Raw genomic sequence first — 14,449 nt, 5'->3', positions numbered from 1 at the left:
TAGCCGCTCGTCAGACCCCGCGCAACGCATCACAAGGGCCAGCGAAGCGGCCATGCAACGATGGATTTTGTTACCATTGCCGCCATCACGAGCGCTTAAGCGCCACCCTTTACCCAGGAAGCCGCCTGATGAGCCAACCTTTCGACGTCGCCGAGCTGGCGACGACTTATGCGAACAAGTCTGCGCAGGACATTCTGAAACTGGCCTTCGAACATTTCGGTGACGAGCTGTGGATTTCCTTCAGCGGTGCCGAAGACGTGGTGCTGGTGGACATGGCCTGGAAACTGAACAAGAACGTCAAGGTATTCAGCCTCGACACCGGTCGTCTGCACCCGGAAACCTATCGGTTCATCGAGCAGGTCCGCGAGCACTACAAGATCGACATCGAGATCATCTCGCCGGATCAGAGCAAGCTCGAACCTTTCGTCAAGGAAAAGGGGCTGTTCAGCTTCTATCGTGACGGCCATGGCGAGTGCTGCGGCATCCGCAAGATCGAACCGCTGCGCCGTAAGCTGTCAGGCGTCAAAGCCTGGGCAACGGGCCAGCGACGTGATCAGAGCCCTGGTACCCGCAGCGCAGTGGCGGTCATGGAAATCGATACGGCCTTCTCGACGCCCGAGCGGACGCTCTACAAGTTCAACCCGCTGGCGCAGATGAGCAGTGAGGAAATCTGGGGCTATATCCGCATGCTGGAGCTGCCTTACAACAGCCTGCACGAGCGCGGCTTCATCAGCATTGGTTGCGAGCCCTGCACGCGTCCGGTCTTGCCGAACCAGCACGAACGTGAAGGTCGCTGGTGGTGGGAAGAAGCCACTCAGAAAGAGTGTGGTCTGCATTCGGGCAACCTGATCGCCAAGGTCTGACCGACTGCAGCCCAGCTCATTGCGGGCATCGAGTGCTGCCCGCAATGACGCTGTGTCAGCTGTGCCCGATCAATGCACGGGCAGTTCGACATTGGCGAACAGCTCTTCCATCTCCTGTTTGTTATGGCAGGTAATCGCCTTGGCCATGACTTCGCGAGTCAGGTGCGGGGCGAATTTCTCGATGAAGTCGCACATGAAGCCACGCAGGAACGTGCCGCGACGAAATGCAATCTTGGTAACACTGGACTCGAACAGGTCGCTGGCATCCAGAATCACCAGATCGCTGTCCAGTTCTTCGTCCACCGCCATTCTGGCGACGATACCCACACCCAGATTCAAGCGAACATAGGTCTTGATCACGTCGGCATCTGCCGCTGTGAACACGACCTTGGGCACCAGACCACGGTGGCTGAAGGCTTCGTCCAGTTTGGAACGACCGGTGAAACCGAATACGTACGTCACAATCGGGTATTCGGCCAACAATTCCAGCGTCAACTTCGGCACCTTGGTCAGGGGATGGCCCTGAGGCACCACGACGCAACGGTTCCAGCGATAGCACGGCATCATAACCAGGTCACTGAACTGCTCGAGCGCTTCGGTGGCGATGGCGAAATCAACAGTCCCGTCAGCCGCCATTTCGGCGATCTGAGTAGGCGACCCCTGATGCATATGCAGTGCTACGTCCGGGTATTGCCGAATAAAATTGCTGATGACAGGCGGTAATGCGTAACGCGCCTGAGTGTGAGTGGTTGCAATCGACAGCGTGCCCTTCTTCTCGTTAGAGAACTCCTGAGCGATCTGTTTGATACTTTCGACCTTGCGCAAAATCTCACCTGCCGTGGTGATGATGCGCTCGCCTGCCGGTGTGACACGCGTCAGGTGCTTGCCGCTGCGCGCAAACACCTCGACCCCCAGTTCGTCCTCAAGCAGGCGTATCTGCTTGCTGATGCCGGGCTGTGAAGTGTAAAGGCTCTGTGCCGTCGCGGAAACGTTGAGGTCGTGGTGCGCCACTTCCCAAATGTAGCGCAGTTGTTGGAGCTTCATATGTATCCCTCAAAGCAGATAAACCCTAGGGGCATCAGCGACGGTATATAACTGGATTAATGGTCAGGCGAATAACTCTAGAACTTTTTATCACCTTTGTGGGGCGATGGCACGCTCGATTTCACTTGAACAGCCAATTAGACCTTCTCGAACCGTCGCTCTACCCTCGCCCTCTGTTCTGCATCATGGGCACCATGTAAACCGGTACATCGGAAAGCTGTAAAACCCTGGCGGCCGTACGACCTATCGACTCGCCCTCTTTCGCCCGGTGGCTGTGACTGCCCACCACCAGCAAATCCACATCCAGTTTCCGCGCCTGCTCAAGAATAACGCTGGAGGGTTCTCCCTGAACGACCCGCACTGTGCGAATGAAAGACAGGTCTTTGTGACCTTCACCCAGTTCCTCACGAAACCCGTCGAGCATCCGTTGCTCTATTCCATCCATGAACGCACTCACGCCCCTGCTGTGAAGCTCCCTCAACGCATCCTCGCCCAGATAGCTCTGCAGCACCGATTCGGCGAACAGCCCCATGGGTTCAACGACATGGATAACGTAAAGTTCGGCATCGAACGTCCGGGCCAGTGCCAGCGCATGCTGTGTCACATAGGGCGCATACAGACCGAGGTCTGTGGCATACAGCATCGAACGAACCATACAACCTCCCGGACAGCCACATTGGCGGAGATTGATTGAGCTTAGCAGTGCGCCAAAGACCGCGACGGCGGACAATTGGCGGTCTGTCCGCTCAAAGCTTGATTTCGTTGGTGATCCCATGGGGAACGTGGCCGGTTGCTACCACTTCACGCGCTTTTTCGCAGTGCCCCGGCTGATCGTCGAAGAACACATCCGCAGCGAACGCCTCAAGAAACGCCGATTTCTGCAGCCCGCCGAGAAACAGCGATTCGTCGAGCCGAATGTCCCATTCACGCAAGGTGCGGATGACCCGCTCGTGGGCAGGCGCCGAACGGGCAGTGACCAGTGCGGTGCGGATCGGGCAGCTTGCCTCGGGGAATTCACGTTGCAGCAGATTGAGCGCTGCCAGAAACGGCTTGAACGGCCCACCGCGCAATGGCTCACGGGCCGACTCTCGTTCGCTGGCCTGAAAGGCCAGCAGCCCGCCGGACTGATAGACCCGCTCCGACTCATCGGAAAACAGCACCGCATCGCCATCGAACGCGATGCGCAACTCGGGACTGGCCGCCCGTCGCGCACCACCCGACAGGATGGTTGCCGCCGCAAACCCGGCATCCAGCGCACTGCGCACGTCCTCCGCATGGGTCGACAGAAACAGATGGCAGCCGAACGCGGCCAGATAGGGATAAGGACTGCGCCCGCCGACGAACGCCGCCCGACTGATGTCCAGCCCGTAATGCTGGATGGAGTTGAACACGCGCAACCCGGTATCGGCACTGTTGCGCGACACCAGAACCACTTCGACGCGCGCCTTGCTCAGGCTGGCGTTGAGGCTCAGCAGCTTCTCGACCAGCAGATAGGCATCGCCCTGCTCGAGAATCTCGTCTTCGTGTTCGATTTGATACTTGCGGTACGCCTCGACACCCTCTGCCATGTAAACCGCATGACTGTCGCTCAAATCAAACAGCGCTCTGGATGAAATGGCCAGTACCAGTTTGTGATCTTCGGCGTTTGTTGTCATGTCTGCTTCCTCGCCTCTTCAGCGATTGTCGCGATCAATAAAGGCCAGGGCCTGATACAGCGTTCGCACGCGCGGCATGTCAACGCCGGCATCGAGCGCAGCGGCCAGAGGCCGGGTATAGATGGCATCCAGCTCCAGCGGGCGTTTTTCGATAAGGTCATGGTGCATGCTGGGTTTATAGTCGGGCATGCTTTCGGTCACCGTGAACAGATGCCGCGCAATGCCTTCCGGCAAGGCATGACCACAGGCCTCTGCGCCCTGCACCACCTCGTCCATCAAGGCCAGCACCAGCTCACGACTGGCGGGGTCGTTCATCAGGCGCGACGTGCTGGTCCGCAACAGCGCCGAAAGCCCGTTGAACGGGACGTTCCACACCAGCTTCTGCCAGCGGGCCTGTTGCAGGCTGGGCATGGCGTGCGATTCGACACCGGCCTGCCGGAACAACTGCGCACAGGCTTCGACAATGGACAGGCGCTCCGCTTCATCAACCGCCGGGCCGCTGTGATAGCCGATGCTCACTGCCCCGAACGCCTGATGCGCCACGACGCCGGGCGCGGTCCGGTGGACGCAGACGAAACACAAGCCGCCCAGTATGTGCAGGCTGTCCGGCAGAACCGCTCGCAACTGGTCTTCGACCGCGAGCCCGTTTTGCAACAACAGAACTTTAGCGCCATTGGCAGCCATCGCGCCGATGACCGGTCCCAGCTCGGCATTGCCGGTGCTCTTGGTGCCGACCAGCAACCAGTCGCACGGCGGCATATCGACAGCCGAACAGTAGGCCTGCACCGGGTTGAGTTGCAGATCGCCATGCACCGCACTGTTGATCCGAAGGCCGTTTTGCGCGACGGCATCAAACTCGCTGCGCAGCAGAAAGTGCACATCGAATCCGGCGCGAGCCAGCATCAGGCCATAAAAACCGCCGATGGCCCCGGTGCCCACGATACCGATTCGCGGGCGTCTGATTTCACTGCTCATAACGTCTCTCTGGCTGACTGTCTTATCAGGGTAATTCGTCGGGTGGGCTGGCAAGTGCACGGTCCAGTGCCGAAGCCAGACCCTTGACGTTCAGCGGGGCGCGAATTGCGCCATGGAAGGCTCCGTCGCGCACCAGAAACAGTGCTGGAAGGTGAAACACTTCGTAGCGCTGCACCGCGCCACCATTGTCCTGGGCGTCGATCCAGCACAGGCGATCAACCGCAAGGCCCATCCCAGGCAACTGCTGCCTGGCCCAGCGACAGGCAGAGCAGCCCACGCTGGTAAAAATGACCAGCGACGTGCCGGTCAGCTCAAGCAATTGGTGATCAATGTCAAAGTCGCTCAGTTGCAGTTCAGTCAACGAAATAGCCCTCACCTCTGGCCGTACACTATCCGTTGCAGCGCCAGTGGTTGCAAATGACAGATGCTTCAAGGCCGTCAGGTCGCGGTAAACAGGCCCGATACGCCGCTTTGCCCATTGTCGAACAGCGCGATAACGCGCTAAGGTTCCGCTCCCCACTGCGCTCAACCTGCTGGGCACCGCCGCACAGGGGATCGCAGGCGGCCAGTACCCGCGACCTGATGAGTAACACGATGGCTGATTTACCGATTGACGACCTCAACGTTGCATCCAACGAGACTCTGATCACACCGGATCAGCTCAAGCGCGAAATCCCCCTGACCGACGCTGCCCTGCACACGGTCAGCAAGGGTCGCGAAGTGATCCGCAATATTCTCGACGGCAACGATCACCGCCTGTTCATCGTGATCGGCCCATGCTCGATCCATGACCTGAAAGCGGCCAAGGAATACGCCGAGCGCCTCAAGGCGCTGGCAGCAGAGGTGTCCGACACCCTGTATCTGGTCATGCGCGTCTATTTCGAGAAACCACGCACTACCGTGGGTTGGAAAGGCCTGATCAACGACCCGTACCTGGATGACTCGTTCAAGATCCAGGACGGCCTGCATATCGGCCGTCAGTTGCTGCTGGATCTGGCCGAAATGGGCCTGCCGACCGCAACCGAAGCGCTGGACCCGATCTCCCCGCAGTATCTGCAGGACCTGATCAGTTGGTCGGCCATCGGTGCCCGCACCACCGAATCCCAGACGCACCGCGAAATGGCTTCGGGCCTGTCGTCGGCAGTCGGCTTCAAGAACGGCACCGACGGCGGCCTGACCGTCGCCATTAACGCCCTGCAGTCGGTTTCCAGCCCGCACCGGTTCCTGGGTATCAATCAGGAAGGCGGCGTGTCCATCGTGACCACCAAAGGCAATGCCTACGGTCATGTGGTGCTGCGCGGCGGCAACGGCAAGCCGAACTACGATTCGGTGAGCGTGGCGCTCTGTGAGCAGGCCCTGAACAAGGCCGGCATTCGCCCGAACATCATGGTCGACTGCAGCCACGCCAACTCCAACAAGGACCCGGCCCTTCAGCCACTGGTCATGGAAAACGTCGCCAACCAGATCCTGGAAGGCAACGAGTCGATCATCGGTCTGATGGTAGAGAGCCATCTGAACTGGGGTTGTCAGGCCATTCCCAAGGACCTGTCGGAACTGCAATACGGCGTGTCCATCACCGATGCCTGCATCGATTGGGAAAGCACCGAGAAAAACCTGCGCGGCATGCACGCCAAGCTCAAGGGTGTATTACCGGCGCGCAAGCGCAAGTAATCGGTCACGCACACCAAAACGCCGAGCAATGCTCGGCGTTTTTGCAGGTGTCGATTACAGCGTGATGCAGATCAGATCTTCGCGGCCTGTCGCTGATGGCGCTCCATATAACGCTCAACGTAGGAGCAGGAAGGAATAACGGTGTAGCCCATGCTGTCGGCGTAGTCGAGTGCCTTCTCGGTCAGGGCAGCAGCGATGCCCCTGCCGCGCAATGCATCCGGGACGAAAGTCCGATAGAAATCCAGGGTCTGTTTCCCCAGATCCATATAGGTCAGGTAGGCCCGATGGCCATCGATATTGATTTCGAACTGATGGCCGGTCTGATCATGGTGGATGGACAACGCCTCGCTCATCGCTACTCCTCGCGGGTCTTGGAATTTGACCCCTACCTTACCGATCTTTTTCCGGCGAAGGAACATCTACGCCACCCTGTGCCTGTTTTTGACACCGGGAAGAGCCTGGCCGATCTCAACAAAGAGCACCTGTAAATAGTAGGCGTCATTACCGGAGATGCTCAAGTGCGATAGCTATAAAAAAAGCATAAAACCACGGCAAGGCATAGCCAACACTCGCTCGCCCCTTGCGCGGCAGTTCAACACGATCGATTCAGGCACTTGCCTTGTGCTCGTCGATGCATTGGATCCGCCGAATAAAAGGCTCTACAGCGGACACAGGATGACCGATATGAAGCCAACATCCATCACTGTCTGCGCGGTCATACAGGAACCGTTTCGATAAGGCTGTTGTCAGCTTTACAGCAGTGGCCAGCCACAGCAAAGTGGATAGTTTTTAGACAGTTTGCATGAGAAGTAACGCGGAACACTTTCAAAGCCAAGAAATTTATGCGCTTCTTGCGCTTCCTCCGTTTACTTACTACAAACAATGGGTACTATGTACGCCGGTCATTTTCTCACTTTCGAGAGATGACTAATTTGAAATAAGTCCTTGAAGGGGAACACGATGAACAACGTTCTGAAATTCTCTGCTCTGGCTCTGGCAGCAGTTCTGGCCACCGGTTGCAGCAGCGTATCCAAAGAAACCGAAGCTCGTCTGACAGCTACCGAAGACGCAGCAGCCCGTTCGCAAGCACGTGCCGACGAAGCCTACCGCAAGGCTGACGAAGCACTGGCTGCAGCTCAAAAAGCTCAGCAGACTGCTGACGAAGCCAACGAGCGCGCACTGCGCATGTTGGACAAGGCTAGCCGCAAGTAATAGTCCCCTCGGGATTGTTGAAAAAGCCGACCCGGCAGCGGGTCGGCTTTTTTATTGGGCGACGTTTGAGAGGCATGGAGCATGATCGCTTCCGAGGCGATGCGCTCAGCGTTACATCCAAGTAGGCTCTGCGCTCATCGCTATACAAAGGTCATCTGGCAATCTGGAGACGCAACGGCACTGGTGTGCTTTTGTAGCGCGATGGCATGAACACCGCAGAACGCGACGCGGGTAAAGGCTGAGCACAGGGGGTTGCGTACTTTGCCCCGTCAAAGTACGTCGCCGAGGGGCGAAAAGGTGACTGGAGCCATGCGCTCGACTCACTGAATCCGCAGTCTGTGCCATTTGTGACGCGGAGCGTCACAGGAGGCATGCCCACGCGGAGCGATGGGCACGATCAGTGTGCTTGAAGTCCATGATCGTTCCCACGCTCCAGCGTGGTAACGCCGCCCAGGACGCTCCGCGTCCGCTCTCGAATGTGGCGCAGATCATCTTGGGCTGCGTGCCCACGCGGATGGGCACGATCATAAAAAGGTAACGCGCTTCAAATCACTGAAAAACCACCGGCGCATCAGCCGCAGCAGGAGCCGTGCCCGGCACCGCGATTTCTACCGGCATCCCATCTTCCGCGGCAACCACATCACGCACCAGATCCCAGTTCATGCGCAGGTTGTTGGCCAGATCGTCACGCTTGAGCAAGGCGTTGATGACCGCCGTGTGCTTGTCGACCACCGAAGGATTGCCCAGATCGTCCACTGGCGTGTGCGCTTCCAGATAGACCTTGCCGCCGCTCAGACCGAACTTGTAGGGCTCGCTGATAATGCGCACGGTCGTGCCGACGGGTGCCATGTCGGCCAGTTCCAGCACGTTGTTGTTGTACATGCGGAAGCAGCCGTGGCTGGTGCGCATGCCGATACCGAATTTCTTGTTCGAACCGTGGATCAGATAACCGGACATCCCGAGCCCGAACTTGAACGGCCCCAGCGGGTTGTCCGGGCCTGCCGGAACCACGTTGGGCAGCGGATCACCATCGGCAGCGTGTTCGGCCTTGATCGATGCCGGTGGCGTCCACGTCGGATTCGGGGTCTTGGCCGTTACCTTGGTGACGCCGATAGGCGAACCCCAGCCCTCACGACCTACACCCAGCGGATAGGTGTGCACCACGTTCTGCCCTTTCGGGTAGTAATACATGCGGTACTCGGCCAGGTTGATGACGATCCCTTCACGCGGACCCGGCGGCAGGATGAAACGGGTTGGCAGCACGATGTCCTTGCCTGCTCCCGGCAACCACGGATCGACACCGGGGTTGGCCGCGATCATTTCCAGGTAGCCCAGATCGTACTGGGTGCCGATGTCAGCGAACGTGTCTTCGTATTTGGCCTTGATGACCTGCACCTGCCCGACAATGTCCTCGCCGGGTGGCGGCAACGGAAACTCCAGTGCATGAACGGAGCTCGCCGCGCAGAGAGCAGCAAGTGACAGACAGCGGGCAACGGCTGGAATGCGCGACAACATCCGGGAAGATCCTTCGAGTAACGGCGATATGGGAAAGATTCGAAGTGTACACCCGCACCCGGCGATTCGGGGAGATCCGCAGGGGTGAACACGCTGACAAGGTTACAGTTCAGGCCAGATCGGGTTCATCCCACGCCGCTGGGCATCGAGAATGGCCTTGCACAGTGGACACAGGCGCTCATCACGCAGCGCATCGGTTTGCACCGCCGACAGGTGCGGCTGAGCCGGTAGCAAGGTACCGCACAAGGTGCGATCGATCGAGCCGCCCAGTTCCAGTTGACGAGCAATCAGATGCACCCGCACTTCCTGACACGCGAACAGATCCAGCTGTTCATCAGGCTCAAGCATTTGGTAGGCATACAGGGACCAGGCGGGACGCGGCATGGGGGGCTCCAGATCGGGGGCGCCACATTAGCCGAAAGCTCCCGCCTGGAAAAGCCTCAAAGCAGCGGTTTCAGCGTCGGCCAGACATTTTCCAGCAGTTTTCCCTGCGCAGCGGCTGCGGGATGAAGACCATCGGCCTGCATCAACTGCGGAACACCCCCGACGCCCTCCAGAAAGAAGGGCACAAACGGGACCTTTTTCTCTTCGGCCAGATTGCTGTAGACCTCTTCGAAGGCCTTGGTATAGCGCGGGCCATAGTTGGGCGGGATCCGCATCCCCAACAACAGTACCTTCGCACCGGCTGCGCGAGAGCTGTCGATCATCGACGAAAGGTTTTGTTGCAATTGAGCAGGCAACTGGCCACGCAAGCCATCATTGCCACCCAGTTCGAGAATAACCAGCTCAGGCTTATGCTCTGCAAGCAGCGCAGGCAGCCGCGCCTGGCCTCCGGCACTGGTGTCGCCACTGATCGATGCATTGATCACCTTATCGTCGAAACCCTGTTCCTTGAGGCGCTGTTCGAGCAGGCTGACCCACCCCACGCGGGTATCCAGGCCGAAAGCCGCGCTGATACTATCCCCAACGATCAACACCGTGCCCGCCACTGCGCCCTGTGACAGCAGCAGCAACCCCAGGCCAGCACTTAAAAACCACGCACGCATCGGATTCTCCATGAGTGAAAGTATTCTCAGTGCCCAAAGCCTCAGTAAAGTGGTCCCCAGCACCGAAGGTGACCTGACTATCCTGCACGAACTCTCCCTGGAACTAAACAAGGGCGACACACTGGCCATCGTCGGCTCATCGGGTTCGGGCAAATCCACACTGCTCGGTCTGCTGGCGGGCCTGGATCTGCCCAGCGCCGGTTCGGTCATCCTCGCCGGTCGCAACCTGAGTGAGCTGGATGAAGACCAGCGCGCCCGGGTACGTGCCGAGCACGTCGGTTTTGTCTTCCAGTCGTTTCAGCTGCTCGACAGCCTCAATGCCCTGGAAAACGTCATGCTGCCCATGGAACTGGAGGGCCGCCGCGACGCCCGCGAACAGGCACGCGATCTGCTGCATCGGGTCGGTCTGGGCCAACGCCTGACCCACACCCCGCGTCAGCTGTCCGGCGGTGAACAACAGCGTGTTGCCATCGCTCGCGCCTTCGCCGCCCATCCCGACGTATTGTTCGCCGACGAACCCACCGGCAACCTGGACAGTCACACGGGTGAGCGCATCAGCGATCTGCTGTTCGAGCTGAACAAGGAACGCAACACGACGTTGGTGCTGGTTACCCACGACGAGCGTCTGGCCCATCGCTGCCGACGCCTGATCCGTCTTGAAGGGGGCCGCCTGGTCGCCCCGCTGGAGCCTTGATGGCACGCCTGCCTTTTGTTCGTCTGCTGAGCCTCGCTGCCCGCCAATTGTTGCGCGATGCCCGCGCAGGCGAATTGCGGGTGTTGTTTTTTGCGTTGCTGGTGGCCGTGGCCGCCAGCACTGCCATCGGCTATTTCGGTGCACGCCTGAACGGCGCAATGTTGCTGCGCGCCACCGAATTCCTGGGGGCCGATCTGATTCTGGAAGGCTCAAGCCCTGCCCGCCCGGAACAGGTTCAGGAAGGCGAGCGGCTGCAACTCAAGCATGCGCAGATCGTGATCTTCTCCAGCGTCATCGCCACGGACGCTGGTATCCAACTGTCGAGCATCAAGGCGGTAGACGATGCCTACCCGTTGCGCGGCGAGCTGAAAAGCGCCTCCGAGCTGTACCAGACCGAAGAGGCAGGCAGCGGACCGAAACCCGGTGAAGCCTGGGCCGAGGCACGACTGTTTCCTGCCGTGAACCTGAAGATTGGCGACGACATCGACGTCGGTGCCAAGACCTTGAAACTGACCCGTGTGCTCACCTACGAGCCCGACCGCGCCGGCAATTTCTACAGCCTCACCCCACGGGTAATGATCAACCTGCAGGACCTTGCCGCCACAGGCGTAGTGCAGCCGGGCAGTCGGGTCACTTATCGGGAAATGTGGAGCGGTCCGCCGGAAACACTCGCCGCCTATCGCAAAGCCATCGAGCCGGGTCTGGAACCGCATCAGGAAATCAAGGATGCCCGCGACGGCAGCCAGCAGATTGGAGGCGCGCTGGGCAAGGCGGAACGCTATCTGAATATGGCCAGTCTGGTCGCTGTACTGCTGGCGGGTGTTGCGGTTGCGCTGTCGGCATCACGCTTCGCTGCACGACGCTTCGACGCCAGCGCGCTGCTGCGCTGCCTGGGTCTGTCACGAGGCGAAGCAATGGCGTTGTTCAGTCTGCAACTGGCAATCATCGGCCTGCTGGCGAGCCTGAGCGGTGCGATGCTTGGCTGGCTGGCGCAACTGGGGTTGTTCGCGCTGCTGCAAAATCTCTTGCCTGCAACCGTGCCGCCGGGCGGCTTGCTGCCCGCGCTGGCTGGCATGGGTACGGGTCTGGTAGCACTGGCCGGTTTTGCCTTGCCGCCGCTGGCGGCGCTGGGTCGCGTTCCGCCGTTGCGTGTGTTGCGCCGGGACATGCTGCCCATCCCTGCCAGTTCGTGGCTGGTGTATGGCGCAGCGCTGTTGGCGCTGGGCCTGATCATGTGGCGCCTGAGCCTGGATCTGGTCCTGACCTTCGCCCTGCTGGGTGGCGGCATCGTTGCGGCGCTGGTGCTCGGCAGCCTGTTGCTGTTGGGCCTCAAGAGCCTGCGCCGTCTATTGTCCGGGGCGTCGCTGCCGTGGCGCCTGGGTCTGGGCCAACTGCTGCGTTATCCGCTGGCCGCTGCCGGTCAATCGCTGGCCTTCGGCCTGATTCTGCTGTCGATGGGTTTGATCGCGCTGCTGCGTGGCGAATTGCTCGACACTTGGCAAAATCAGCTGCCCAAGGATGCGCCGAACTATTTCGTGCTCAATGTGCTGCCTTCTGAGAAAGAGAATTTCGCCCAGGCCATGAGCAAGCTGTCCACTCACTCGGCGCCACTGTATCCGGTGGTGCCGGGACGCTTGACCAGTATCAACGGCGAGCCGGTGGGCAATTTCGTCACCAAGGACTCACGCGGCGAGAACGCCACCCGGCGAGACCTGAGCCTGACCTGGGCTGCCGACCTGCCCGAAGGCAACACACTGACCGCCGGACAATGGTGGAAAGACCTGCCCGCAACCGGTCAGGCCGATACCACGCCCGGGGTATCAATCGAAACCAAACTCGCCGAGAGCCTGCAGATCAAGCTGGGAGATCGCCTGAGTTTCATCGTTGGCGGTCTGACCCGCGAAGCTGTCGTCACCAGCCTGCGAGACGTGAATTGGGATACGTTCCAGCCCAACTTTTTCATGATCTTCCAGCCCGGCACACTGGCCGATCTGCCGACCACTTACCTGACCAGTTTTTACCTGCCCAAAGGTCAGGACAAGCAGATCGTCGAGCTGTCGCGGGCCTTCCCGGCCATCAGCATTCTGGGCGTGGAAGCCCTGCTGGAGCAGGTGCGCAGCATCCTCGATCAGGTCACGCTGGCCGTGCAGTTCGTCTTGCTGTTTGTACTGGCCGCCGGTGTTGCCGTGCTGTTCTCGGGCTTGCAGGCGACGCTGGACGAGCGCATCCGTCAGGGCGCTCTGCTGCGTGCCCTGGGTGCAGAGCGGGCATTGCTGATCAAGTCACGCAGGATCGAGTTTGGCCTGCTGGGCGCTGCGAGCGGACTGCTGGCGGCGCTGGGCTGCGAGCTGGTGAGCTTTGTGCTGTACCGCTACGCCTTCTCGCTGGAATGGAGCCCGCATCCGTGGCTGTTGCTGCTGCCGCTGATTGGCGCACTGCTGGTGGGCGGTGCCGGTGTGTTCGGCACACGCCGTGCGCTGAATGCCAGCCCGTTGACGGTGCTGCGGGAGGGTTGATTGCAAGCGTGAACGCAGTAAACACCGTGGGAGGCGGCTTGCCGGCGATGGCGTCAATTCAGCCGCTGAAATAGCGCCTGAAAAACCCAATCGCCGGCAAACCGCCTCTTATCAAACAACCCATAAGTCACTGAAGAAACTGGATTTTGTGGGAGCGGACTTGTCCGCGAATACTGTATTTCAGGCGATGAATATTCGTCGGATGTACTGGTCTTTTCGCGGACAAGTCCGCTCCCACTGAGTTTGATGCGCGACAGCGCTATGTCGAAGACGTGGTGGCGCCTCCCACGAATTGTGTTTCTTCAGAAAGAGACGTGTTGCTTGAAAAGATCCCCGCAGCGTCTTCGCGAGCGGGATACTGTCCTCACTGCTCATAAACAATACTGTTCACGAACCACAGTTTCTCGCCCTCGGGCGTGTTGACGATCACTTCGTCGCCCTCTTCCTTCTTCAACAACGCCCGCGCCATCGGTGAGTCGATGGAGATATAGTCGTTGCGACCATAAATCTCGTCGTAGCCCACGATGCGAAATTTCTTCAGGTCGCCGTCTTCGTTCTCGATCTCGACCCAGGCACCGAAGAACACCCGCCCTTCCTGCTCGGGCGAGTACTGCACCACGCGCATGTCTTCCAGACGCTTGCGCAGGTAGCGCACGCGACGGTCGATTTCGCGCAGCAGCTTCTTGTTGTACTGATAGTCCGCATTTTCGCTGCGATCCCCCAGAGAGGCCGCCCAGGCGACCTTCTGGGTGATGTCCGGGCGATGCTCGCGCCAGAGATAGTCGAGTTCTTTTTTAAGGGCATCGTGCCCCTGCTTAGTGATGATCTTTGTACTCAAGACGTTCCTCCATCAACACAAACATCAACTCGACAGGGGTCGAAACGCTATCGGCGCGCCACCTCGTGGCGGATGCAGCCGTCGTAATAAATCTGCCTGACGCTGTCGGGCTTGAGACGCGAGTCGCTGTCGTAAGTCTGCTCGGTAATGCCCAGCGCCATCGGACGCATCCACTGTTTGGTGAACTTGCGCGCCTGAAGCTTTTGCCGCGCACCATAGCGGGTGACACCCGAAAGCTTCGCCGCTTGCGCACCACTGGCGATGGTCGAACCCCAGCGACAGAGGTAACGTTCGCCTTCAGTAGCGTTTCGGGCCTGGGCAGACAATGCAACGCCCGACAGCGTCAGGCAGGCTAGAGCACAATAAACCAATCGCATGCAGACACCACACCTAATCCTTTGATAAGGCGGCGATTCTGCC

Annotated in this window: 16 protein-coding genes; 5 read left to right on the top strand and 11 right to left on the bottom strand. The window is 59.5% G+C overall.

What is annotated here, in order from left to right:
* The first annotated feature begins 128 nt into the window (after positions 1 to 128).
* Positions 129 to 863 carry a phosphoadenylyl-sulfate reductase gene (locus QRN20_RS21670; RefSeq protein ID WP_004887688.1) on the top strand — a complete coding sequence of 245 codons (735 nt, stop codon included), beginning with the start codon at positions 129 to 131 and terminating at the stop codon, positions 861 to 863.
* 69 nt (positions 864 to 932) lie between these two features.
* Here QRN20_RS21670 and cysB read toward each other — a convergent pair whose 3' ends face one another.
* From cysB to QRN20_RS21645, 5 genes are all read right to left on the bottom strand, one after another.
* Complete coding sequence (gene cysB, locus QRN20_RS21665) at positions 933 to 1,907, bottom strand: HTH-type transcriptional regulator CysB (RefSeq protein WP_004887691.1); 975 nt, start codon at positions 1,905 to 1,907, stop codon at positions 933 to 935.
* A 160-nt stretch (positions 1,908 to 2,067) separates the two neighbouring features.
* On the bottom strand, positions 2,068 to 2,562 hold the full coding sequence (locus tag QRN20_RS21660) for a universal stress protein (RefSeq protein ID WP_004887692.1): 495 nt from the start codon (positions 2,560 to 2,562) through the stop codon (positions 2,068 to 2,070).
* Positions 2,563 to 2,653: 91 nt separating this feature from the next.
* Positions 2,654 to 3,562 carry a 5'-nucleotidase gene (locus tag QRN20_RS21655; RefSeq protein ID WP_025993305.1) on the bottom strand — a complete coding sequence of 303 codons (909 nt, stop codon included), beginning with the start codon at positions 3,560 to 3,562 and terminating at the stop codon, positions 2,654 to 2,656.
* A gap of 18 nt (positions 3,563 to 3,580) precedes the next feature.
* Positions 3,581 to 4,537 carry a putative 2-dehydropantoate 2-reductase gene (locus QRN20_RS21650; protein ID WP_029244440.1) on the bottom strand — a complete coding sequence of 319 codons (957 nt, stop codon included), beginning with the start codon at positions 4,535 to 4,537 and terminating at the stop codon, positions 3,581 to 3,583.
* A gap of 25 nt (positions 4,538 to 4,562) precedes the next feature.
* Positions 4,563 to 4,898 carry a YbbN family protein gene (locus QRN20_RS21645; protein WP_058433057.1) on the bottom strand — a complete coding sequence of 112 codons (336 nt, stop codon included), beginning with the start codon at positions 4,896 to 4,898 and terminating at the stop codon, positions 4,563 to 4,565.
* A gap of 233 nt (positions 4,899 to 5,131) precedes the next feature.
* On the opposite strand from QRN20_RS21645, the gene QRN20_RS21640 reads away from it, so the two are divergent.
* On the top strand, positions 5,132 to 6,208 hold the full coding sequence (locus QRN20_RS21640) for a 3-deoxy-7-phosphoheptulonate synthase (protein ID WP_285361153.1): 1,077 nt from the start codon (positions 5,132 to 5,134) through the stop codon (positions 6,206 to 6,208).
* Positions 6,209 to 6,279: 71 nt separating this feature from the next.
* Here QRN20_RS21640 and QRN20_RS21635 read toward each other — a convergent pair whose 3' ends face one another.
* Entirely contained in the window at positions 6,280 to 6,561 is a 282-nt protein-coding gene (locus QRN20_RS21635) for a GNAT family N-acetyltransferase (RefSeq protein WP_004887702.1), read from the bottom strand.
* Positions 6,562 to 7,168: 607 nt separating this feature from the next.
* Here QRN20_RS21635 and oprI point away from each other — a divergent pair.
* Complete coding sequence (gene oprI / locus QRN20_RS21630) at positions 7,169 to 7,420, top strand: outer membrane lipoprotei OprI (RefSeq protein WP_002553018.1); 252 nt, start codon at positions 7,169 to 7,171, stop codon at positions 7,418 to 7,420.
* 549 nt (positions 7,421 to 7,969) lie between these two features.
* Here the strand turns inward: oprI and QRN20_RS21625 are convergent.
* The 3 genes from QRN20_RS21625 to QRN20_RS21615 all read right to left on the bottom strand — a co-directional run bounded on the left by QRN20_RS21625 (position 7,970) and on the right by QRN20_RS21615 (position 9,981).
* Positions 7,970 to 8,935, bottom strand: coding sequence for a L,D-transpeptidase family protein (locus QRN20_RS21625; protein WP_004887746.1), 966 nt, complete (start codon positions 8,933 to 8,935; stop codon positions 7,970 to 7,972).
* Positions 8,936 to 9,037: 102 nt separating this feature from the next.
* Positions 9,038 to 9,319, bottom strand: coding sequence for a hypothetical protein (locus QRN20_RS21620; protein WP_029244437.1), 282 nt, complete (start codon positions 9,317 to 9,319; stop codon positions 9,038 to 9,040).
* Between the two features lie 56 nt (positions 9,320 to 9,375).
* Positions 9,376 to 9,981 (bottom strand): arylesterase, encoded by a 606-nt coding sequence (locus QRN20_RS21615; protein ID WP_043306378.1) that lies wholly within the window; start codon positions 9,979 to 9,981, stop codon positions 9,376 to 9,378.
* 10 nt (positions 9,982 to 9,991) lie between these two features.
* Between QRN20_RS21615 and QRN20_RS21610 the strand changes: the two genes are divergently transcribed.
* Both QRN20_RS21610 and QRN20_RS21605 read left to right on the top strand, forming a co-directional pair.
* Complete coding sequence (locus QRN20_RS21610; RefSeq protein ID WP_122418065.1) at positions 9,992 to 10,675, top strand: ABC transporter ATP-binding protein; 684 nt, start codon at positions 9,992 to 9,994, stop codon at positions 10,673 to 10,675.
* The gene (locus QRN20_RS21605) at positions 10,675 to 13,191 is read left to right on the top strand and encodes an ABC transporter permease (RefSeq protein ID WP_122418064.1); all 2,517 of its coding nucleotides are present in this window, start codon (positions 10,675 to 10,677) and stop codon (positions 13,189 to 13,191) included. The genes QRN20_RS21610 and QRN20_RS21605 overlap by 1 nt, the downstream gene beginning before the upstream one ends.
* A 364-nt stretch (positions 13,192 to 13,555) precedes the next feature.
* On the opposite strand, the gene greB is transcribed toward QRN20_RS21605, so the two are convergent.
* Together greB and QRN20_RS21595 are read right to left on the bottom strand one after the other, a co-directional pair.
* Positions 13,556 to 14,029 (bottom strand): transcription elongation factor GreB, encoded by a 474-nt coding sequence (gene greB / locus QRN20_RS21600; protein ID WP_004887737.1) that lies wholly within the window; start codon positions 14,027 to 14,029, stop codon positions 13,556 to 13,558.
* A gap of 47 nt (positions 14,030 to 14,076) precedes the next feature.
* Positions 14,077 to 14,406 (bottom strand): hypothetical protein, encoded by a 330-nt coding sequence (locus QRN20_RS21595; protein ID WP_004887736.1) that lies wholly within the window; start codon positions 14,404 to 14,406, stop codon positions 14,077 to 14,079.
* Between the last annotated feature and the right edge of the window lie 43 nt (positions 14,407 to 14,449).

This window comes from Pseudomonas sp. fls2-241-TYG-175 (genome assembly GCF_030209155.1).
In the GTDB taxonomy this organism is placed as follows: Bacteria; Pseudomonadota; Gammaproteobacteria; order Pseudomonadales; family Pseudomonadaceae; genus Aquipseudomonas; species Aquipseudomonas viridiflava.
The sequence above is the reverse complement of the archived record's forward strand: the minus strand, read 5'-3'. Positions and strand labels throughout refer to the sequence as shown.

Excerpts from the sequence above, each read along its gene's own strand:
- oprI (WP_002553018.1), top strand. The coding sequence starts at position 7,169 with ATGAACAACGTTCTGAAATTCTCTGCTCTGGCTCTGGCAGCAGTTCTG.
- QRN20_RS21650 (WP_029244440.1), bottom strand. The coding sequence starts at position 4,537 with ATGAGCAGTGAAATCAGACGCCCGCGAATCGGTATCGTGGGCACCGGG.
- cysB (WP_004887691.1), bottom strand. The coding sequence starts at position 1,907 with ATGAAGCTCCAACAACTGCGCTACATTTGGGAAGTGGCGCACCACGAC.
- QRN20_RS21615 (WP_043306378.1), bottom strand. The coding sequence starts at position 9,981 with ATGCGTGCGTGGTTTTTAAGTGCTGGCCTGGGGTTGCTGCTGCTGTCA.
- QRN20_RS21625 (WP_004887746.1), bottom strand. The coding sequence starts at position 8,935 with ATGTTGTCGCGCATTCCAGCCGTTGCCCGCTGTCTGTCACTTGCTGCT.
- QRN20_RS21610 (WP_122418065.1), top strand. The coding sequence starts at position 9,992 with ATGAGTGAAAGTATTCTCAGTGCCCAAAGCCTCAGTAAAGTGGTCCCC.
- QRN20_RS21655 (WP_025993305.1), bottom strand. The coding sequence starts at position 3,562 with ATGACAACAAACGCCGAAGATCACAAACTGGTACTGGCCATTTCATCC.
- QRN20_RS21620 (WP_029244437.1), bottom strand. The coding sequence starts at position 9,319 with ATGCCGCGTCCCGCCTGGTCCCTGTATGCCTACCAAATGCTTGAGCCT.
- QRN20_RS21605 (WP_122418064.1), top strand. The coding sequence starts at position 10,675 with ATGGCACGCCTGCCTTTTGTTCGTCTGCTGAGCCTCGCTGCCCGCCAA.
- QRN20_RS21595 (WP_004887736.1), bottom strand. The coding sequence starts at position 14,406 with ATGCGATTGGTTTATTGTGCTCTAGCCTGCCTGACGCTGTCGGGCGTT.
- QRN20_RS21670 (WP_004887688.1), top strand. The coding sequence starts at position 129 with ATGAGCCAACCTTTCGACGTCGCCGAGCTGGCGACGACTTATGCGAAC.
- QRN20_RS21640 (WP_285361153.1), top strand. The coding sequence starts at position 5,132 with ATGGCTGATTTACCGATTGACGACCTCAACGTTGCATCCAACGAGACT.
- QRN20_RS21635 (WP_004887702.1), bottom strand. The coding sequence starts at position 6,561 with ATGAGCGAGGCGTTGTCCATCCACCATGATCAGACCGGCCATCAGTTC.
- QRN20_RS21660 (WP_004887692.1), bottom strand. The coding sequence starts at position 2,562 with ATGGTTCGTTCGATGCTGTATGCCACAGACCTCGGTCTGTATGCGCCC.